Raw genomic sequence first — 19,748 nt, forward strand, 5'->3', positions numbered from 1 at the left:
AAGCATGAAGATATCAGTACAAAAAATCACCCTTATAGGAATTTTTACCGCCTTGTCACTTATCATTTTCATGGTGGAGGCACAATTCCCTGTCATGCCCATAGGCGGCATGAAGCTTGGGCTTGCCAATATCGTCACTATGGCAGCGATGCTTTTTATCGGTAGAAAAGAGGCAGGCTTGGTGCTGCTTTTGAGGATAGTCCTTGCGGCAGGGCTTTACGGAACTGTGGTGAGCTTTGCGTTCTCACTCACAGGCGGAATTTTAGCGTATCTCGCCATGTACATTGCGGTTTCGAGAGTTGGTGAAAACCAGCTTTGGGTGACATCAGTTTTTGGTGGCTTTTTCCATAATATAGGTCAGCTTTGTGCGGCGGCAGTGATATCAGGCACATGGGCGGTGTTCAGCTTTTTGCCTTATCTCATAATAAGCGGCATTCTCACAGGCACGCTCAATGGTCTTATCCTCCAAAGATTGTGGAAGTCGCCCCTTAGAAAATACAGCATAAAAAGATAACAGCGGCGTCAGGGGCATACCTGATGACCGCTGTTTTGTTCTATAGTCAGTTTAGCCAAAAACAGACTTTTCACAAAGTGGCATTTCTACATTTTCGCCTTGTGAGAAATAGGTGAAAACTCAGCGTTTTGCTTGCATTTGACCGAAAAATATGATATAATTAGTTGTTATAATAGGGTCATTATAGGATAGCGTTGAAATTGAACGGAGGAGTGGATTTGAGAATACTTGGTATCGACCCGGGCTACGCCATTGTGGGATTCGGAGTGCTTGAATACAACAGCGGAAAATTCACTGTTGTTGACTACGGTGCAATAACCACTTCTTCGGATATGGATTTCAACAGACGGCTGAAAGTCATCTACGATGATATGACCGAGATAATAACCACCTATAAGCCTGATGAAATGGGAATAGAAAAGCTTTTTTTCAATACCAATGAAAAGACCGCCATTGACGTTGCACAGGCAAGGGGAGTGACCCTGCTTCCTGCCATAATAAGAAATATTCCAATCTATGAATATACGCCTTTGCAGGTGAAATGCTCCATAGTCGGCTATGGACGTGCCGAGAAAAAGCAGGTGCAGGAAATGACAAAGACCATGCTTCATCTTAAAGCTATCCCAAAGCCTGACGATACAGCGGACGCAGTGGCTATCGCTATAACTCACGGACTTTCAGTGAACACAAGGCGTGTTATGAAAAATTTTGAGGAGAAATAATATGATATATTCACTTAGCGGAAAGCTCGTTCATACCGAGAGCGACCTTGCCGTAATAGAATGTGCAGGCGTGGGCTATGCCTGCAAAACTACTTTTTCCACCTTGCAGCAGATTGCAGGCAAAAGCGAGGTCAAGCTTTACACTCACCTCTCCGTAAGGGAGGACGCTGTGGAGCTTTTCGGCTTTGCAACTAAGGAGGAGCTTAAAAGCTTCCGTATGCTCATATCTGTCAGCGGAGTAGGTCCGAAGGCAGGTCTTGCCATACTTTCAGCCTGCACTCCGTCACAGTTTGCGCTTGCGGTTGCAACGGGGGATTCAAAGGCTTTCACAAAGATAAAGGGTATCGGTACAAAAATAGCACAAAGGATAGTCCTCGAGCTTAAGGATAAGGTGGCAAAAGAGAATACCATATCCGTCAGAGGAAATGCGGCTCAGGGCTTTGCGGCTGTTCCAAGCGGAGCTGTCGAAGAAGCTGTCACAGCCCTTGTGGTGCTTGGATATACCGAGGGCGAAGCAATGTCAGTTATATCAAAGCTTGACCCGAATTTGAGCGTTGAAGAGCTTATAAAGAAAGCCCTTATCGGACTTGCGAAATTTTGAGAGGAGAACTCCATAAATGATCGAAAAAGGAGATTTTGATATAGACAGGATAGTCACCCCGAAAGAAACTCAGGCGGAAACAACTGATGATTTTGAGGTGAGCCTTAGACCTAAAACACTTGACGAGTATATCGGTCAGGAAAAGGTCAAGGAGAACCTGAAAATATATATACAAGCGGCAAAAAACAGGGGCGACAGCCTTGACCATGTTCTGCTTTACGGCCCGCCTGGTCTGGGCAAGACCACTCTTTCTGCCATAATCGCCCACGAAATGGGAGTGAATATCAGGATAACATCAGGGCCTGCCATTGAAAAGCCGGGCGATCTTGCAGCACTTCTCACAAACCTTGAAAAAGGCGACGTGCTTTTTATAGACGAGATTCACCGTCTTTCAAGACAGGTGGAGGAAGTTCTTTATCCCGCTCTTGAAGATTATGCCTTGGATATAATCATGGGCAAAGGCCCTGCGGCAAGGTCTATAAGGATCGAGCTTAACAAGTTCACTCTTATAGGGGCGACCACCAGAGCAGGCTCGCTTTCTGCACCGCTGAGAGATCGTTTTGGCGTTATCCAGCGTTTGGAGCTTTACAATACAGAACAGCTTTCCGATATCGTAAAGCGTTCTGCAGTTTTGCTTGGCGTGGCTTGTGATGATGACGGTGCAGAGGAGATAGCGAAGCGTTCAAGAGGAACTCCAAGAATAGCAAACCGTTTTCTCAGAAGAGTAAGGGATTTTGCCGAAGTCATGGGCAACGGCAGGATAACCGCAGACATTGCTAAGATAGCACTCAACAGAATGGACGTTGACAAGCTGGGACTTGACTCTCTCGACAAACGTCTGCTGACTATGATAATAAAAGGCTATGACGGTGGCCCTGTGGGACTTGAAACCCTTGCGGCGGCTATCGGCGAGGAGTCAGTCACCATTGAGGACGTTTGCGAGCCGTATCTTATGCAGTTAGGTTTCCTCTCAAAGACCCCAAGGGGACGTGTGGCGACACAGCTTGCTTACGATCATCTGGGATTTCTCAAGGACGGACAAACGCACCTGTGAGCTTAGTGAGGAATGAGGAGTGAGGAGTGAGGAATTAAGGTATCGCCTGCGGCGATGAATTTCTTGTTCTGTAGGGGCGAACACTGTTCGCCTGCCACTGCACTTTCTATCTTTGGAAAAATTTTATTATCGGATAAATTTAATATGTGTGTTAATATAGAGTTTACATAAATAAAAAAAATATAGAGGTATGACCTCGAAAAGGAGCTAATTATTATGGGAAGATTATTTGGAACTGACGGCGCAAGAGGAGTAGCTATCACAGAGCTTACCTGTGAGCTTGCTATGCAGATAGGCAGAGCTGCCGCAATGGTACTTACGAAGGAAACAAACCACAAGGCTAAGATAATCATAGGCAAGGATACCCGTATCTCAGGCGACATTCTGGAGTCCGCACTGGTGGCTGGTATCTGCTCAGTTGGTGCAGACGCTCACATACTCGGTGTTGTTCCTACCCCTGCCGTTGCAATGCTTGTAAAGAAATACAACGCAGACGCAGGCGTTATGATATCAGCTTCACACAATTCTGTTGAGTTTAACGGCATAAAGCTTTTCTCTGGCACAGGCTTCAAGCTTTCTGACGAGATAGAAAACGAGATAGAAGCACTTATCCTGGACACACCTGAAAAGATAGAGCTTAAGGACGGCTGTGATATAGGTCACGTTTATTACGAAAAGGACGCAGCTTGGGATTATATCCGCTACGTTATGAAAACAGTTCAGACAGATTTCAACGGTATCCGTGTGGCTCTTGACTGTGCAAATGGCTCAGCTTCCGTGTGCGCACAGAGAATTTTCGAGGGACTTGGTGCAAAGTGTATAATGCTCAACGATAAGCCGGACGGAACGAATATAAATAAGGACTGTGGCTCAACACATATCGAGGGTCTGCAAAAGGCAGTTGTTGATAATCATTGCGATATCGGTCTTGCCTTTGACGGCGACGCTGACAGATGTCTTGCAGTTGACGAAAAGGGCGAGCTTATCGACGGTGACAAGATACTGGCTATCTTCTCAAAATATATGAAGAACATTGGTATTCTCAAAAACAACACCTGCGTTGTTACAGTTATGACAAACCTCGGCTTCTTCAAGTATGCAAAGGCAAACGGCATCGTTGCCGCTACCACAAAGGTGGGCGACAGATACGTCCTTGAAGAAATGCTCAAGGGCGGTTATAATATAGGCGGTGAGCAGTCAGGTCATATCATTCTTCTTGACTATGCAAACACAGGCGACGGTGAGCTGACAGGTACAAAGCTTCTGACAGTCCTCAAATACACAGGCGAAAAGGCGAGCGAGCTTGCTGCCTGCATGGAGTGCTACCCACAGGTGCTTGTGAACGTTAAGATAACAGCAGACAAAAAGGGTATGTGGGATAAAGTCCCTGAGATAACAGACGCTATAAAGATGTATTCCGAAAAGCTTGGTGACGAGGGCAGGATACTTGTCCGTGAGTCAGGCACAGAGCCTCTCGTTCGTGTTATGATAGAGGGCAAGAGAACAGGCATAATCACAGAATATGCACACAAGATAGCGGAGCTTATCGAAAAAATGTAAGGTGATATTTTGAAAATAGCTTTGATAAATGGTCAAAACCATAAAGGCTCTACATATCATATAGGCAAAATGTTAGCCGATAAACTTGGCGGCGAGGTGACAGAGTTCTTCCTGCCGAGAGATTTCGGCGAGTTCTGCTGCGGCTGTACCAATTGCTTTATGAAAGGCGAAGAAAAGTGTCCTCACTATGAGAAGCTCGACCCTATCACCAAAGCGGTGGACGAAGCAGACGTGCTGATACTTACTTCCCCTGTGTATGTCTACCACTGCACAGGCTCGATGAAAGCATGGCTCGACCATTATGGCTGGCGCTGGATAGTTCACAGACCTGAGGAGAAAATGTTCTCAAAGCGTGCCGTGGTCATATCTACAGCCGCAGGTGCAGGTATGAAAAGCACTAACAAAGATATGGCGGATAGCTTGTCATTTTGGGGAGTGCCTAAGATATATAAGATAGGCTTCGGCATACACGCAACGAGCTGGAGCAAGGTTTCAGACAAAATGCTTGCAAAGATAGAGAAAAAGACCGATCGCATTGCCGCAAAGCTTAAAAGCGACAGCTTTGAGCCAAAGGTCAGTGCTAAGGGCAGAATGTATTTCACTATTTTCCACTTTGCAAACAAAAAGGGCTGGAACCCTGCTGACAGTGCATATTGGAAGGCAAAGGGCTGGACGGAAAATAAAAGGCCGTGGAAAAAGTAAATTTTATATAAGGATAGAATTATGAGAATTGCAGAAAACTGGAAAGACTATAAGATAATAGATACTTCAAGCGGAGATAAGCTTGAAAGCTGGGGCGGAAAGGTGCTTGTAAGACCTGACCCTCAGATAATCTGGAAGTCACCGAAGCGTTCTGACCTTTGGACAAAGGCAGACGGCATTTATCACCGTTCCTCAAAGGGCGGCGGCGAATGGGAATACAGAAAACGCCTGCCTGAAAGCTGGAACATAGGCTATAAGAATTTGAAGTTTATAATCAGACCAACGGGCTTCAAGCACACAGGTCTTTTCCCTGAACAGGCTGTGAACTGGGACTTCATGGCTGACAAAATAAGAAATGCAGGCAGAGAGATAAAGGTATTAAATCTCTTTGCATACACAGGCGGAGCTACCCTTGCCTGTGCCGAAGCAGGTGCAAGCGTTTCACACGTTGACGCATCAAAGGGCATGGTGCAGTGGGCAAGAGAGAACGCCACTGCGTCAGGGCTTTCCGATAAGCCTATTCGCTGGCTTGTAGACGATTGCGAAAAGTTCGTTCAGCGTGAGATACGCCGTGGCAAGACATATGACGCTATCGTTATGGATCCTCCGTCCTACGGCAGAGGACCTGGCGGAGAGATATGGAAGCTTGAAGATTGTATCTATGACCTTGTAAAGACCTGCTCAGGCGTTTTGAGCGACGAGCCGCTTTTCTTCCTGCTCAACAGTTATACCACAGGACTTTCACCCTCAGTTATGGCATATATCCTGAGAGATGTCCTCGGCACAAAGTTCGGAGGAAACGTCACGGCTGATGAGATAGGATTGCCTGTGGAGGCAACAGGCGGAGTGCTTCCATGCGGTTCAACGGCAATTTGGCAGAAATAGCTTTGCTATAGTAAGGTATGGTGTTCACATGAAATATACTGAGAATTATGTTTATATGTACGGCCAAATGATCTCCACCTGTTCGTTTCTTCTTGACGGTGATTTTCCAAAGGCAGACGGCACGGCAGAGATAAAAGAAAAATATCACCTTGTCGGTGGTGAGACCGGAACAGCGGCGGCTGTTCTTTGCAGTCTGAATGTGCCTGTAAAGCTTGGCGGTACTCACCTTGGAAGCGGCAATGAAAAGCTTATAAAGGATTATTTTGCAGACAAGACTGCTGACCTTTCGGAGCTTGTAACAGAGGGTTTCGAGGGCGTGACCGACTATGTTATAATAGATAAAAATACACGCACCTGTTTTGGCGAATGGGATAAGCTTTATTCACGTCCGAAGGCTTTTTATGAACAGCCCTCGGAGGAGTCGGTGAAAAATTCAGCCTGCGTTGCGGCTGACCCTTATTTTGGTGATAAGATAGCTGAGTATTGCGTAAAATATGGCAAGAAATACGTCACCATAGATTGTGCCTATGACAGCTATATACATAAGCATTGTGCAGTAAATTGCATATCTCATCAGCACCTTGATGAATATTATCCGGATAAAAGCTATGATGAGCTTTTCAGTCTTTATACAGATAATACAGACGGGCTTGTGATATTTACCCTTGGTGAAATGGGTGCGATGTATGGCAGAAAGGGTGCTGTGCCAAAGATGTGCCCTGCATTTAAAGTAGACGTAGTGTCAACACTTGGCGCAGGAGACAGCTTTAAGGCGGGCGCTGTATATGGGCTTTATAAAGGTCTTGATGACGATACATTGGTGAAAACAGCCTGTGCTGTGGCAGGTGCGGCGGTGGAAAAGTTCCCTATCGCACTTTATCCGCCGACAGTAAAAGATATTGAAAAGCTTATGGGCAATATGTAGGGGCGAACAGCGTTCGCATACCCATATATTATAATAAGGTATAGACTAAAATTTCAGACAGGAGGAAACGTTATGTCTTTTGATTTTGATGAACTTAAACACAAGGCAGGAAATATGCTTGAAAAGGGTAAGGAAAAAGCTCACGAGGCTGCCGAAAGTGAAAAGGGGCAGAAGATAAAGAGCAAAGCAGGAGAGCTGTTTGAAAAGGGCAAGGAAAAAGCCCACGAGTTCGCAGAGAGCGAAACGGGCAAAAAGGTAAAGAACAAGGCTGAAAAGCTCCTTGATAAAGGAATAGACAAAGCCGAAAATGTTTACGAAAAGCATAAGGAAAGAAAGGCTGAACAGAAAGAACAGCCTGATAGTAAGGAATAAACAGAATTTAGTAAGGAAAGTAAAATGAGCAGTTTTATTGAAATAAAGGATCTGCACTTTTCCTATGTGAACGACCTTGAAGAGCCACCTGTTAAAACGGAGGTGCTTAAAGGCATTGATCTGAACATAGAAAAAGGCGAGTTTGTGGCAGTGCTTGGTCATAACGGCTCAGGCAAATCTACACTTGCAAAGTGCATAAACGCTATAAATCTTCCTGAGTCGGGGGCTGTCTATGTGAACGGCATGGACACTTTGGACGAAAATAACCTCTTGCCTATAAGAGAAAAGGTGGGCATGGTATTCCAAAACCCTGATAACCAGATAGTCGCAACTATCGTGGAGGAGGACGTGGCTTTCGCCCTTGAAAATATGGGCGTCGAGCCGAATGAGATACGCAGGCGTGTTGACGAGGCTCTTAAAACCGTCGGTATGTATGAATACAGACTTCATGCACCCCATAAGCTTTCAGGCGGACAGAAACAGCGTGTGGCTATCGCTGGCATAATCGCAATGAAGCCTGATTGTATACTTCTTGACGAGCCTACCGCCATGCTCGATCCTCACGGCAGGGACGAGGTAATGAAAACTGTCAAAATGCTCAACGAGCAGGGCGTTACTATCGTGTTTATTACCCATTATATGGAGGAAGCCGCACAGGCACAGCGTGTGGTGGTCATTGACGGCGGCGAGGTAATAATGGATAACGTTCCGAAGAAGATATTCTCGAATGTGGAAACCATGAAAAATCTGGGACTTGACGTGCCGCAGGTGACAGAGCTTTGCTGGGAGCTTAAAAGGGCAGGCTATGACATCTCCACCGAGATAATCCACGAGGACGAGTGCGTTCAGAAGCTTTATGAAATGCTTAAGTGATAGGGAGTAACAATGGCAGTAATTAAAACGGAAAACTTGACTTATGTTTACGGCGAGGGTACGCCCTTTCGCAAAACAGCCGTAGACAATGTTAATATAGAGATAAATGACGGCGAAATGGTGGGTATAATAGGACATACAGGCTCAGGCAAATCTACCCTTATCCAGCATTTCAACGGCCTTTTGAAGCCCACGAGCGGAAGCGTCTATATAGACGGAGAAAGGCTGTGGGACGATAAATCAAGACTTCGCCCTATAAGATTTAAGGTGGGTCTTGTGTTTCAGTATCCTGAGTATCAGCTCTTTGAGGAGACCTGTTATAAGGATATCGCATTCGGACCTAAGAATATGGGTATCAAGGAAGATCAGATAGACAAGTATGTCAAAGAAGCCGCAAGAATGGTGGGGCTAAGCCCTGAGATACTTGATAAATCGCCTTTCGAGCTTTCGGGCGGACAGAAAAGGCGTGTGGCTATAGCAGGCGTTATGGCAATGAACCCAAAGGTGCTTATCCTTGACGAACCTGCTTCGGGTCTTGACCCAAAGGGCAGAGAGCAGATACTTGGTCTTATAAGAGAGTATCATGAGCAGATGAAAAATACTGTTTTGCTGGTATCACACTCTATGGAAGATATCGCAAAGAACGTTTCAAAGATACTCGTCATGAACGAATCGAAGCTTTTCTGCTATGACGATACAGTAAAGGTGTTTCACCGCTCTGAGGAGCTTGTGTCAATGGGACTTGCAGTGCCGCAGATAACAAGAGTTATAAACAGGCTCAAAGCCATGGGCATAGATATTAAGGACGATGTGTATACAGTTGGCTATGCGAAAAAGGTCATCCTTGAAATGCTGGAGCAGAAAAAGAATAAGTAAGCAGCGGACTGCCTTTGACCCATATGAGCAGAGAGCAGGACTGTGTAAGTTGAGATAGAAAATTGGAGGAATATACCTTGATAAAGGATATTACTATAGGACAGTATTTTCCCGGAAATTCTGTCATTCACCGAATGGACGCACGAATAAAGATAATAATGACGGCGGTTTTCATAGTAATGCTTTTCGCCGCAAACAGCGTGTGGGGACTTCTTGTGGGCATAGCTTTTACTATTCTCACTTTTATCATATCTAAAATACCCGGTAAACTCATGCTAAAAAGCTTGAAGCCTATCGTGCCGATAATAATATTTACGGCGATACTCAATCTGCTTTTTATCAGAACGGGCAAAGCTTATTTTGAGTGGAAATTTCTCAAGATAACCGATGAAGGCGTTGACACGGCAGTGTTCATGATGATAAGGATAATCTGCCTTATTGTCGGCACTTCGCTTCTTACCTACACCACCTCGCCTATCGACCTGACAGACGCTATCGAAAGATTGCTTTCACCGCTGAAAAAGATAAAAGTGCCTGTCCATGAGCTTGCAATGATGATGACTATTGCCCTGAGGTTTATCCCTACCCTTATCGAGGAAACAGACAAGATAATGTCAGCCCAGAAAGCAAGAGGAGCGGATATGGAAACAGGCTCGCTCATTCAGAAAGCCAAAGCTCTTATCCCAGTGCTGATACCGCTTTTTGTGGCATCGTTCAGACACGCCGAGGAGCTTGCTCTTGCAATGGAGTGCCGTTGTTATCACGGCGGAGAGGGCAGAACAAGAATGAAACAGCTCCATATGAGCATAGTCGATCTCTATGGCTCTATATTCTGCGTGCTGTTCCTTGCAGGCGTTATCGTCATAAATATAGTTCTTTAGGAGGGGTATTATGAGCAGTGTTTTTAAAGATATGGATCAGGACGACAGACTTGATGCTTTGGAAAGAAAAGTCAAGAAACTTGAGAGAAATGTAAATGGGGGAAGTAAAATGTCAGGCATTATAAAAGAACTTATCGGCAGAGAATGTACCATTGACGGCGACGGGATTTATGGTCATAGCTGTACTATTCTTGACGCAGACGACGAGTGGGTAAAGCTTATCGTTCACGAAAAGAAAAGCGACAGCACCATGATAGTAAGACTTGACAATATAGATTCCATAACACTCGACTAAAGAAACGGGATATACTCATGACAAATTTCAGGATAATACTTGCCTATAACGGCACAGCATATCATGGGTGGCAAAGGCAGAACAATGCCCTTGCCGTCCAGCAGGTGCTTGAAGAAGCTATCCTCTCGCTGACGGGACAGACAGTCACAGTGAACGGCTGTTCACGAACAGATGCAGGAGTGCACGCAAGAAGATTTTGCGCAAGCTTTCTTATAGAGTCCACAATAACCTGCCGTGGCATAGTTTTCGGACTTAATTCAAAGCTGCCGGACGATATCTCAGTGCTGGAGTGCGAAAAAGTCCCCCTTGATTTTCACGCAAGATATATGTGCAGCGGCAAGGAGTATGAGTATATTATACATAATAGCGAGATAAAAAATCCTTTTTATAAAGATACAGCTTACCGCAGTTGGTTTCCAATAGACGAGAAAAAGCTTGATAAGGCGGCACAGGATTTTGTGGGAACGCACGATTTCAAAGCCATGTGTTCCACTGATTGCACCAAGGAGAATACAGTTAGGACTATATTTTCTTTCCATGTAAGACGTGAGGGCGAGCTTGTGATATTCACAGTTTCGGGAGACGGCTTTCTGTACAATATGGTAAGGATAATGGTAGGCACGCTTATTTTTATAAATGAGGGCAAGATAGGAGAAACTCAAATACCCGATATACTTGCGTCAAAGGACAGAACAAGAGGCGGAAAGACCGTTCCGCCGCAGGGATTGTATCTTAACGAAGTGTATTATGATAAAGATAAAGGATCTGAACAAGGTGAATGATAAAAGATCAAAGAGCAGGCGGAGAAAGAAAAATCCGCCTACCAAAGAAGAAAAAACAATAAGAATAACCAAGCAGACGGATTTTGTTCAGCGTGACGAGTTTCACGGTGCAGAAGAGCCTATGCCGAACGTTACTTTCAGAGAGATAAAGCGCCAGAAAAAGGCGGCTCAGAAAGCGGCGGAACGTGAGCAGGAAGAACAGCTCCGAAAAGAAGCGGAAGAAGCCGAGGAGTCACGAAGCAGAATAGAGCTGACGAACACCGAGGATAAAGCCGATGAGGAAAAGCCTGAAAAAGCTGATGAAAGCAAGATAACAGTATCAGGCGGTGAAAATAAAGAGCAGGCTTCAGAAAGCAAAGAGGAAAAATCCGAGCATAAAAGCAGAAAAGAGAAAAAAGCCGAGAAAGCAGAGAGGTCTGACGAGGAAATATCCAACGTCACCGATATAAGAGCGGCAAGAAAGAAAGAGAAAAACAAAAAGCTCTATAAAAAGATAGCCGCCATAGCAGTGGTGGTCGCTTTCGGAGTTGGCGTTTACGCTTCAAGAGGAGTGTGGGTGCCGAAGCTTGAGGGCATTTTGGACAGACCTCATGCCACTATAGTAAACGACGGCAAAAAGCAAAGCGGAAATTTCCCGTTGACCTTTGATGAAAGCTCCGTTAACGTTATAAAACAGCTTTCCGACGGTATAGTTCGAGTTGACGACAGGAATATTGCTTTTTATGACGAGTCTGGCAATAAGATATCGGATAATTCTCACAACTTTGCAAACCCTGTTGTAAGAACATCCGGAAAGCGTGTGCTCGTTTACGATAACGGTGGAAATTCTTTCAGAGTGCTGAATAAAAAGGGCGAGCTGCTTTCAAAGGATATAGACCAGTCTATACTTTTGGCGGAGATAGCCCCTGACAGCACAGTTGCAGTGGTCACCCAGACTGAGAAATATGCCGCAGTGCTGACAGTTTATGACTCCTCGGGAGCAGAGATATATCAGTGGTCAAGCTCACGAAGGATACTTGATATAAGCTTTGATAAGGACGGTAGCGGCTGTTGTATCTCAACATTTTCAAGCAGTGGCGGAGCGTTACGCTCGGTCATCTATTATGTGACCTTTGACAGCACAGAGGAGAAGATGAAGAGCGAACAGCTTGAAACTCTCGCAGTTGCCGTTCAGCGAAACGATAACGGCGACTATTGGGTAGTAGGCGATACCTGCTTCTACAAGCTTGACAGCAATGGTAAAATACTTATGCAGTATGAATATTCTGAGGAGCTTTCAGACTATGCCCTGACAGATACCACTGCCGCAGTAGCATTCGATGGCATACAGCGTAAAACAGGAACTCTTGCAGTGTTCCGTTCGGACTCTGACGGAGATAAGCCTGATAGCGTTGTTTATACTCAAAGCGGCAAGCCTAAGAAAATGACCGCAGAGAACAAGAAGGTGATCCTTCTCGGCGAGGATAATATAGAAGCCTATGACAGTGCAGGAAATCTACTTGCAACAGCGGCAGTGTCCTCTGAGTATCTTGACTTTGTTTACCTCAACGACAGCGTTTATTTCCTGGGTCTGCATGAGATAAACAAAATAGCTTTCGAGACCTGACGAAAGGCAGGAAAATATGGCATATTTTTTTGACGGAGCAGTTATAATGATCCTTATCGTGACCGCTCTGACAGGATACTGTAAGGGCTTTGTGAGATATGTCGTCACAATGCTCGGAACAGTGGCAGCCGTTCTTGTGGCTTTTCTTATAGCCAATATGTCGGCTGAAAATGTATATAACAAATATTTTAAAACACAGCTTATAACGAGCCTTGAAAACGCTGCTGAACAGACGGATCTTTCAAAGCTTGTGAGCAATGAACTGAAAAACGAGGGCGTTGATATCGACCTTTCAGATGAGGAGATAAAAAACGTCCTGTCAGGGGCAGGCACTCTTGCGGAGAATACCGAAAAGCTGCTTGTTTCAAAGGGAACAGACCTTGATACCGCTCAGCAAAAGGGCGAGGAGCTTTCAGAGTATATACACAGCGTTATGCCCCAAAAGCTCAGCGAAAAGCTTGAGGGCAATAAGCTTGGAAAAAGTCTGTCTAAGGCGGTGAAGTTCACTGCCGAGCAGATAGACGAAGCCGTCAAGGCTCTCTCTGAGGGTGGCAGAACTGGTGCTGAGTATCTGGAAAAGAACATTTTCCGACCGATCGCCCTGACTTTTATAAGGCTTTGCGTGTTCATGACAGTGTATGTGCTTATGGAGATAGTCATAAGGCTTATCCTGCGTCTGTCGGGAGTTTTTACCCGAATGGCAGGTCTGACAGCGGCAAACCGTTTCGCAGGCATGGCGCTTGGTCTTTGCAAAGGCGGTCTGTATCTGGTGTTGATAGCCTTTATGGTCTGCACTGTGATAAATGCTACCGAGAACAAGCTTCCCAAGTTCAACAGCGCTGTTTTTGAAAATACCTATCTGTTCAGTTACTTCTTTGATATTCTGTATAAATGATTACCGTAAGGTGTATCAGTAAGGAAAGGAGCAAATAAAAATGTTAATGTGTTCAAGATGTAAAAAGCGTCCTGCTGTGGTGTTCATCTCACAGATGAACGCCAAGGACCCTCAGCACAAGAAGAACGAGGGACTTTGCCTTGTTTGTGCCAAGGAGCTTGGCATTTCGCAGGTGGACGATTATATGAAGGCAATGGGCATCTCAGACGATGACCTTGAAGCAATGTCAAATCAGCTTATGGAGGCTTCTGACGGGGACGATTTTGAGCCGGGCGGAACGAACTTCCTGAGCAATCTTTTTGGCGGTGACGCAGCCAATCTTTTCAGCAACCTCGCAGGAGGTATGCCTAAAGCCACCGATGAGGGCGGAGATAAAAACCCAAAGGATAAAAAGAAAAAGCTTAAATTTCTCAACAACTATTGCACAAATCTTACTCAGAAAGCAAGAGAGGGCAAGCTTGATAACGTTGTGGGCAGAGATAAGGAGATATCAAGAGTTATCCATATCCTGTCAAGACGTCAGAAGAACAATCCATGCCTTATAGGCGAACCTGGCGTTGGTAAAACAGCCATTGCCGAGGGTATCGCACAGAGGATAGTTGGCGGAGATGTGCCTTTCCATATCAAGGATAAGGAGCTTTACCTCCTCGACCTTACCGCACTTGTTGCAGGCACTCAGTTCAGAGGACAGTTCGAGAGCCGCTGCAAAGGTCTTGTAGAGGAAGTAAAAGAGCAGGGCAATGTTATCCTCTTTATAGACGAGGTGCATACCCTTGTTGGCACAGGCGACAATGAGGGAACGATGAACGCAGCTAATATCCTGAAACCGTCCCTTTCAAGAGGCGAGATACAGGTAATAGGTGCAACGACTTTCAAGGAGTACAGAAAGTATATCGAAAAGGACTCTGCACTTGAAAGACGTTTCCAGCCTGTAACAGTTTCCGAGCCGACAGTTGAGGACACAATCACAGTCCTCAAAGGCATAAAGCAGTATTATGAGAATTTCCATAGAGTAAAGATATCAGACGATATGCTCAGAGAGTGTGCAGTGCTTTCTGAAAGATATATCAACGACAGATTTCTTCCTGACAAGGCGATAGATCTTCTTGACGAGGCTTGCGCCTGCACAAGTATCAGAACACCTGAAATAGAGGAGTTCGACGCACTTAACGAGGAACTCAAAAAGCATGAAAAGCTCGTTGAGGATTACGAGCAGAAGTCAGACCCTGACTATGAGATAATCGCAAAGGAAAAGGGCGAGATACTCAGGATCCAGAACAGACTCAAAGAGGTGGAAGAAACTCTTAAAAACGTTCAGGTCACAGAGGAAGATATCTCAAAGGTAATAGAGCTTTGGACAGGTATCCCTGCCAATAAGATAGCTCAGACCGAATATGACAAGATAAAGCACCTGAAAGAAGCCCTTTCAAAGCGTGTTATCGGCCAGGACGAAGCCGTTGATAAGGTCGCAAAGGCAATAAAGCGTACAAGAGTTCAGCTTTCAAAACGTCGCAGACCGGCTTCATTTATTTTCGTCGGCCCAACAGGCGTTGGAAAAACAGAGCTTGTGAAAGTCCTTGGAGAAGAGCTTTTTGACGCCACCGAGCCGCTTATCAGAGTTGACATGACCGAGTATATGGAGAAGCACTCAGTATCAAAGCTTATCGGCTCACCTCCGGGATATGTAGGCTTTGATGAAGCAGGTCAGCTCACCGAAAAGGTGCGCCGCAGACCATATTCAGTGGTGCTCTTTGACGAGATAGAAAAGGCTCATCCTGATGTTATGAACATACTCCTTCAGATACTTGACGAGGGTCGTATCAACGATTCACAGGGCAGAAGCGTTTCATTTGAGAACACAGTTATCGTCATGACATCAAACGCAGGTTCGACTGATAGAGATACGGGTGTGGGCTTCAATAAGACCGACAGCGATATCGCCAAGGATAAAGCAATGAAAGCCCTGAGAGATTTCCTGAGACCTGAGTTTCTTGGAAGAATAGACGAGATAGTTGTGTTCAATCCGCTCACAGAGGAGAATTTCGCGGGCATAGCAGGTCTTATGCTGGATGAGATGAAGTCGCCGCTGGAGGAGAAACATATCAGCCTGAGATATACAGATGAAGCTTTGAAAGCTATCGCACATAAGGCATACGGTCAGAAGCTTGGTGCAAGAGATATCCGCCGTGTCATAAGAAACGAGGTTGAGGATAAGATAGCCGAACTGCTTATAGACAAGGGCGAGGGAGCGGTGTCCGCCGTGGCAATATCCGCTGACAACGGAGAGATAAATGTGGACGCACTTTAAAAGCCTGAAGTTATAAAATCAGGGTAAAAATTATAAAAAAATACTTGATTTTTATGGCGGTATGTTATATAATAAAGGTAAGGTTGTTAGTTTTTTAACAACGTGAATTAAAAAATTAAATTGAGAGGTGTCTTTAAAATGGCAGGTTTAAACAAAGTTACTGTTGATGACATTAATGTAAAGGGCAAAAAGGTACTCGTAAGAGTTGACTTTAACGTTCCTCTTAAGGACGGCGTTATTACAAACGATAACAGAATAACAGCTGCTCTCCCAACTATCAAGAAGCTGGTAGCTGACGGAGGCAAGGTAGTTCTGTGTTCACATCTTGGCAAGCCAAAGAACGGCCCAGAGGCTAAGTTCTCACTTGCTCCTGCTGCTGCAAGACTTGCAGAGCTTCTTCCTGAAACAAAGGTAACATTCGCTGCTGACGATACAGTAGTTGGCGACAACGCTAAGAAGGCTGTTGCTGAAATGGCTGACGGTGATATCGTTGTTCTTGAGAACACAAGATTCAGAGGCGCAGAGGAAACAAAGAACGGCGAAGCTTTCGCTAAGGAACTTGCTGACCTCGTTGACGACGAAGTATTCGTAATGGACGCTTTCGGTTCAGCTCACAGAGCTCATGCTTCTACAGCAGGCGTTACAAAGTTCGTTAAGGAAACAGCAGTTGGTTACCTCATGCAGAAAGAGATCAACTATCTCGGAAATGCAGTTGAAACACCTGTTAGACCATTCGTTGCTATTCTCGGCGGCGCAAAGGTAGCAGATAAGCTCAACGTTATCTCAAACCTCCTCGAGAAGTGCGATACACTTATCATCGGTGGCGGTATGGCATATACATTCCTTAAGGCACAGGGCAAGGAAGTTGGTCTTTCCCTCGTTGACGATACAAAGATCGACTACTGCAAGGAAATGATGGCAAAGGCTGAAAAGCTTGGCAAGAAGCTTCTTCTCCCTATCGACACAACAGTTGCAGCAGGTTTCCCTGATCCAATCGACGCTCCTATCGATGTAGAAGTTGTTGATTCTGACAAGATCCCAGCTGACAAGGAAGGCCTTGATATCGGCACAAAGACACAGGCTCTCTTCGGCGAGGCTGTTAAGTCTGCAAAGACAGTTGTTTGGAACGGTCCTATGGGCGTGTTCGAGAACCCAACACTTGCAAAGGGTACTATCGCAGTTGCAAAGGCACTTGCTGAAACAGACGCTACAACTATCATCGGCGGCGGCGACTCAGCAGCAGCAGTTATCCAGCTCGGTTTCGCTGACAAGATGTCACACATCTCAACAGGCGGCGGAGCTTCACTTGAATACCTCGAGGGCAAGGTTCTTCCGGGTATCGACGTTATTGCCGACAAGTAATTTATATATTTGCTCGACTTAAAAGCTGGGGCAGGCAGTCATTTGCCTGCCCCTTTTTAATTATGGGGGTATCAATGATTTACCGTGAACCTTTGGTTTTGACAGTATACTATTCACAAAGCAGTATTACTGCGGCATTTGTTTTTGCCTGTATATTGGCTGTTGCGTCGGCACTGGCGGCAGTTGGATTTGTAAAGATCGGCTGTAAGCGTTACGGAAATTCAGAAAGTTCCGATGATTGCAGTAAATATGTTAAAACGTTTGCTAAGGTAGTAGGGGAAAGCAGATCCGAATATGAGGATTTTTCCGAAAGCAGGGGAGCGTATACTTCCTATGTAAACCAGCTTGAAATCGAATATACAGATCAAAGCGGCATAGTTTACCGCAAATTTATCGAAAACATTCTTAACGACGGCTATGTAAATATATGTTATGGTGAGAATGATCCCGACGATTTTTACCTTTCGGATTATGCAGACGGTATCGCCGAAATTGAAAATGAATGCCGCGGCGAATTTGTTTACGGGATAAGCATGAGAATTTTTTTCGGAGCTTTTGCAGCGGTGTTTGCTGTAATCTCTATAATGACTTTCATACATACTTTTAATATGAAAACCTTCGAGGACAGCGGGTCGGAAAGCGGACATATTGTCATTATCTCGCCCGATTCCTCTGAAAGAAACGAGGTGACTGAATGAACGAATTAATGCTTTTAGCTGAAAATTTCAAGGTCAGTGTTTTGGCAGGCGTTAACCTTGGCTGGCAGGGAATCGGAGGGATAATTCTGTTCCTTACAGGAATAGGGCTGATATATTTCGGTATCAAGGCGCTTAAAGGCTATCGGTTTTTCCCGGATCAAGAACAGAATATTCCCGAAGAAGACCATTATGAGCCAATGCAGGCAAAGGCTTTGCAGAAGGTAAAAACAACAATGCCGTCTTTTAGCGGCGGTGAAGATCAGGTCTTTGTTGAATGGAAAATAGGTTATACTGTGAACGGAGAAAAGTATACCCAGATAGTTACAGACAACGGTTATAATAAAGGGGATATGATCGATATAAAGTATAATCCTGAGAATCCGCAGGAGTTTTATCTTGACGACGAAAAATCAAAGGTGGAAGTCACCGAGGAAGAAAAGGAAGCAGAGCAGAAAGAGGAAAAGACACCGTTCGGTTATGCGGCGATAGCTATCGGCGTGCTGCTGGGGATTTTCGGCGCTGTTATGCTTATCGACAAGCTTTAAGGAGAAAATATGCCAACTGATGAGAGTTATTTTGAATACATACTCGAACAGCTCAGCGAGCTTGAAGATATCCGAGCAAGAAAAATGTTTGGTGAGTATATATTATATTATAAGGACAGAATATTCGGTGGCATTTATGATAACAGACTTCTTGTGAAGTCCGTGAAAGCTGCAGAAGATCATCTTAAAGACATAACGTTAGAGATGCCCTATGAAGGTGCAAAGCCAATGTACCTTGTGGATAATACCGATGATAAGGATCATCTCAAAGGACTTGTGGAAGCAATGTATGAACAGCTCCCACCGCCAAGATCAAAGAAAAAATAAGGTAAAAACAGCGGAGGTTCTTTGTTAATTAGTTGACAAATACGAGGGAATGTTGTATAATAGACTTGGAAAACTAGCAGGAACAATTTTTTCTGTTCCCTATAAAAAATAAAGGAGTTTTTTATCATGAAAAAAGCTGTAAGAAAAGCAATTATTGCAGGAAACTGGAAGATGAACAAGACAAGACCTGAGGCTAAGGAGCTTCTCGAGGCTATCAAGCCACTCGTTGCAAACGCTGAGGGCAAGGTAGAAGTTATCGCTTGCGTACCTTTCACAAACCTTGAAACTGCTATCAACGCAACAGCAGGCTCAAACGTAAAGATCGGTGCAGAGAACGTTCACTTTGAGAAGAGCGGCGCTTTCACAGGCGAGATCTCAGCAGATATGCTCGTTGAGCTTGGCGTTGAGTACGTTGTTATCGGTCACTCTGAGAGAAGACAGTATTTCGGTGAAACAGACGAAACAGTAAACAAGAGAACAAAGGCAGCTCTTGCAGCCGGTCTTAAGCCTATCGTTTGCGTTGGCGAGCTTCTTTGGGAGCGTGAGTGCAACATCACAGAGGAAGTTATCGCAAGACAGGTAAAGCTTGATTTCTTCGGCGTATCAGCAGAGGACGTTAAGAAGTCCGTTATCGCTTACGAGCCAGTTTGGGCTATCGGCACAGGCAAGACAGCTACAGCAGATCAGGCAGAGGAAGTTTGCGCATTCATCAGAGCAACACTTGCTAAGATCTATGACGAGGCTACAGCAGAGGCAGTTACAATCCAGTACGGTGGCTCAATGAACGCTAAGAACTGCGCAGAGCTTCTTTCTAAGGAGAACGTAGACGGCGGTCTTATCGGCGGTGCTTCACTGAAGGCTACTGACTTCAACACTATCGTTCAGGCTGCAGTTGAGGGCTAATTAACAGGCGGATATCTAGGGGCAAAATATCATTCGTCACAAGAACAAATAAATAAAAAGTT

22 protein-coding genes are annotated in these 19,748 nt (G+C 45.0%); all 22 read left to right on the plus strand.

From position 1 onward, the window contains the following. Positions 1-4 precede the first annotated feature (4 nt). The 22 genes from KQH97_RS06430 (at position 5) to tpiA (ending at position 19,686) form a co-directional block, all read left to right on the plus strand. Positions 5-514, plus strand: coding sequence for a Gx transporter family protein (locus KQH97_RS06430; protein WP_216553551.1), 510 nt, complete (start codon positions 5-7; stop codon positions 512-514). A 218-nt stretch (positions 515-732) separates the two neighbouring features. After that, positions 733-1,236: a crossover junction endodeoxyribonuclease RuvC gene (ruvC, locus tag KQH97_RS06435; RefSeq protein WP_022287459.1), complete on the plus strand. Its 504-nt coding sequence runs from the start codon at positions 733-735 to the stop codon at positions 1,234-1,236. A gap of 1 nt (position 1,237) precedes the next feature. Further along, positions 1,238-1,837 (plus strand): Holliday junction branch migration protein RuvA, encoded by a 600-nt coding sequence (gene ruvA / locus KQH97_RS06440; RefSeq protein WP_117903806.1) that lies wholly within the window; start codon positions 1,238-1,240, stop codon positions 1,835-1,837. Positions 1,838-1,853: 16 nt separating this feature from the next. After that, on the plus strand, positions 1,854-2,891 hold the full coding sequence (ruvB, locus tag KQH97_RS06445; RefSeq protein WP_022287457.1) for a Holliday junction branch migration DNA helicase RuvB: 1,038 nt from the start codon (positions 1,854-1,856) through the stop codon (positions 2,889-2,891). Between the two features lie 216 nt (positions 2,892-3,107). Next, entirely contained in the window at positions 3,108-4,451 is a 1,344-nt protein-coding gene (gene glmM, locus KQH97_RS06450) for a phosphoglucosamine mutase (RefSeq protein ID WP_216553553.1), read from the plus strand. 9 nt (positions 4,452-4,460) lie between these two features. Next, a complete protein-coding gene (locus KQH97_RS06455; RefSeq protein WP_216553555.1) occupies positions 4,461-5,153 on the plus strand; it encodes a flavodoxin family protein in 693 nt (230 codons plus the stop codon). 21 nt (positions 5,154-5,174) lie between these two features. Next, positions 5,175-6,038: a class I SAM-dependent methyltransferase gene (locus KQH97_RS06460; protein WP_216553557.1), complete on the plus strand. Its 864-nt coding sequence runs from the start codon at positions 5,175-5,177 to the stop codon at positions 6,036-6,038. A gap of 28 nt (positions 6,039-6,066) precedes the next feature. Next, entirely contained in the window at positions 6,067-6,963 is an 897-nt protein-coding gene (locus KQH97_RS06465) for a carbohydrate kinase family protein (protein ID WP_216553559.1), read from the plus strand. Between the two features lie 72 nt (positions 6,964-7,035). Then, positions 7,036-7,335, plus strand: coding sequence for a hypothetical protein (locus KQH97_RS06470; protein ID WP_117903796.1), 300 nt, complete (start codon positions 7,036-7,038; stop codon positions 7,333-7,335). A gap of 24 nt (positions 7,336-7,359) precedes the next feature. Next, positions 7,360-8,208 carry an energy-coupling factor transporter ATPase gene (locus KQH97_RS06475; RefSeq protein ID WP_216553561.1) on the plus strand — a complete coding sequence of 283 codons (849 nt, stop codon included), beginning with the start codon at positions 7,360-7,362 and terminating at the stop codon, positions 8,206-8,208. Positions 8,209-8,220: 12 nt separating this feature from the next. Continuing rightward, complete coding sequence (locus KQH97_RS06480) at positions 8,221-9,084, plus strand: energy-coupling factor transporter ATPase (RefSeq protein WP_022287451.1); 864 nt, start codon at positions 8,221-8,223, stop codon at positions 9,082-9,084. Positions 9,085-9,161: 77 nt separating this feature from the next. Further along, positions 9,162-9,965, plus strand: a complete 804-nt coding sequence (locus tag KQH97_RS06485) for an energy-coupling factor transporter transmembrane protein EcfT (protein ID WP_117956501.1) — start codon at positions 9,162-9,164, stop codon at positions 9,963-9,965. Positions 9,966-9,975: 10 nt separating this feature from the next. Next, positions 9,976-10,260 (plus strand): hypothetical protein, encoded by a 285-nt coding sequence (locus KQH97_RS06490; RefSeq protein ID WP_022287449.1) that lies wholly within the window; start codon positions 9,976-9,978, stop codon positions 10,258-10,260. 17 nt (positions 10,261-10,277) lie between these two features. Continuing rightward, the gene (truA, locus tag KQH97_RS06495; protein WP_046441640.1) at positions 10,278-11,042 is read left to right on the plus strand and encodes a tRNA pseudouridine(38-40) synthase TruA; all 765 of its coding nucleotides are present in this window, start codon (positions 10,278-10,280) and stop codon (positions 11,040-11,042) included. After that, the gene (locus tag KQH97_RS06500) at positions 11,008-12,648 is read left to right on the plus strand and encodes a DUF5711 family protein (RefSeq protein ID WP_216553564.1); all 1,641 of its coding nucleotides are present in this window, start codon (positions 11,008-11,010) and stop codon (positions 12,646-12,648) included. The genes truA and KQH97_RS06500 overlap by 35 nt, the downstream gene beginning before the upstream one ends. 16 nt (positions 12,649-12,664) lie before the next feature. Then, positions 12,665-13,543, plus strand: a complete 879-nt coding sequence (locus KQH97_RS06505; RefSeq protein ID WP_216553566.1) for a CvpA family protein — start codon at positions 12,665-12,667, stop codon at positions 13,541-13,543. A 40-nt stretch (positions 13,544-13,583) separates the two neighbouring features. Further along, complete coding sequence (locus tag KQH97_RS06510) at positions 13,584-15,851, plus strand: ATP-dependent Clp protease ATP-binding subunit (protein ID WP_216553568.1); 2,268 nt, start codon at positions 13,584-13,586, stop codon at positions 15,849-15,851. Between the two features lie 138 nt (positions 15,852-15,989). Then, complete coding sequence (pgk, locus tag KQH97_RS06515) at positions 15,990-17,213, plus strand: phosphoglycerate kinase (RefSeq protein ID WP_022287444.1); 1,224 nt, start codon at positions 15,990-15,992, stop codon at positions 17,211-17,213. A 74-nt stretch (positions 17,214-17,287) separates the two neighbouring features. Further along, on the plus strand, positions 17,288-17,911 hold the full coding sequence (locus tag KQH97_RS06520) for a hypothetical protein (RefSeq protein WP_117878208.1): 624 nt from the start codon (positions 17,288-17,290) through the stop codon (positions 17,909-17,911). Next, positions 17,908-18,456, plus strand: a complete 549-nt coding sequence (locus tag KQH97_RS06525) for a hypothetical protein (RefSeq protein ID WP_117903783.1) — start codon at positions 17,908-17,910, stop codon at positions 18,454-18,456. Before KQH97_RS06520 ends, KQH97_RS06525 begins: the two co-directional genes overlap by 4 nt. A 9-nt stretch (positions 18,457-18,465) precedes the next feature. Beyond that, complete coding sequence (locus KQH97_RS06530) at positions 18,466-18,783, plus strand: TfoX/Sxy family protein (RefSeq protein WP_118125041.1); 318 nt, start codon at positions 18,466-18,468, stop codon at positions 18,781-18,783. Between the two features lie 126 nt (positions 18,784-18,909). Further along, the gene (tpiA, locus tag KQH97_RS06535) at positions 18,910-19,686 is read left to right on the plus strand and encodes a triose-phosphate isomerase (RefSeq protein WP_216553570.1); all 777 of its coding nucleotides are present in this window, start codon (positions 18,910-18,912) and stop codon (positions 19,684-19,686) included. The last annotated feature ends 62 nt before the right edge of the window (positions 19,687-19,748 follow it).

It is taken from the genome of Ruminococcus sp. MSJ-25 (genome assembly GCF_018917825.1).
Lineage (GTDB): Bacteria > Bacillota > Clostridia > Oscillospirales > Ruminococcaceae > Hominimerdicola > Hominimerdicola aceti.

What these genes read in the sequence shown, in the direction of transcription:
- KQH97_RS06430 (WP_216553551.1), top strand. Translation starts at nt 5, where the DNA reads ATGAAGATATCAGTACAAAAAATCACCCTTATAGGAATTTTTACCGCC.
- ruvA (WP_117903806.1), top strand. Translation starts at nt 1,238, where the DNA reads ATGATATATTCACTTAGCGGAAAGCTCGTTCATACCGAGAGCGACCTT.
- ruvB (WP_022287457.1), top strand. Translation starts at nt 1,854, where the DNA reads ATGATCGAAAAAGGAGATTTTGATATAGACAGGATAGTCACCCCGAAA.
- glmM (WP_216553553.1), top strand. Translation starts at nt 3,108, where the DNA reads ATGGGAAGATTATTTGGAACTGACGGCGCAAGAGGAGTAGCTATCACA.
- KQH97_RS06460 (WP_216553557.1), top strand. Translation starts at nt 5,175, where the DNA reads ATGAGAATTGCAGAAAACTGGAAAGACTATAAGATAATAGATACTTCA.
- KQH97_RS06465 (WP_216553559.1), top strand. Translation starts at nt 6,067, where the DNA reads ATGAAATATACTGAGAATTATGTTTATATGTACGGCCAAATGATCTCC.
- KQH97_RS06470 (WP_117903796.1), top strand. Translation starts at nt 7,036, where the DNA reads ATGTCTTTTGATTTTGATGAACTTAAACACAAGGCAGGAAATATGCTT.
- KQH97_RS06475 (WP_216553561.1), top strand. Translation starts at nt 7,360, where the DNA reads ATGAGCAGTTTTATTGAAATAAAGGATCTGCACTTTTCCTATGTGAAC.
- KQH97_RS06480 (WP_022287451.1), top strand. Translation starts at nt 8,221, where the DNA reads ATGGCAGTAATTAAAACGGAAAACTTGACTTATGTTTACGGCGAGGGT.
- KQH97_RS06490 (WP_022287449.1), top strand. Translation starts at nt 9,976, where the DNA reads ATGAGCAGTGTTTTTAAAGATATGGATCAGGACGACAGACTTGATGCT.
- truA (WP_046441640.1), top strand. Translation starts at nt 10,278, where the DNA reads ATGACAAATTTCAGGATAATACTTGCCTATAACGGCACAGCATATCAT.
- KQH97_RS06500 (WP_216553564.1), top strand. Translation starts at nt 11,008, where the DNA reads ATGATAAAGATAAAGGATCTGAACAAGGTGAATGATAAAAGATCAAAG.
- KQH97_RS06505 (WP_216553566.1), top strand. Translation starts at nt 12,665, where the DNA reads ATGGCATATTTTTTTGACGGAGCAGTTATAATGATCCTTATCGTGACC.
- KQH97_RS06510 (WP_216553568.1), top strand. Translation starts at nt 13,584, where the DNA reads ATGTTAATGTGTTCAAGATGTAAAAAGCGTCCTGCTGTGGTGTTCATC.
- pgk (WP_022287444.1), top strand. Translation starts at nt 15,990, where the DNA reads ATGGCAGGTTTAAACAAAGTTACTGTTGATGACATTAATGTAAAGGGC.
- KQH97_RS06520 (WP_117878208.1), top strand. Translation starts at nt 17,288, where the DNA reads ATGATTTACCGTGAACCTTTGGTTTTGACAGTATACTATTCACAAAGC.
- KQH97_RS06525 (WP_117903783.1), top strand. Translation starts at nt 17,908, where the DNA reads ATGAACGAATTAATGCTTTTAGCTGAAAATTTCAAGGTCAGTGTTTTG.
- KQH97_RS06530 (WP_118125041.1), top strand. Translation starts at nt 18,466, where the DNA reads ATGCCAACTGATGAGAGTTATTTTGAATACATACTCGAACAGCTCAGC.
- tpiA (WP_216553570.1), top strand. Translation starts at nt 18,910, where the DNA reads ATGAAAAAAGCTGTAAGAAAAGCAATTATTGCAGGAAACTGGAAGATG.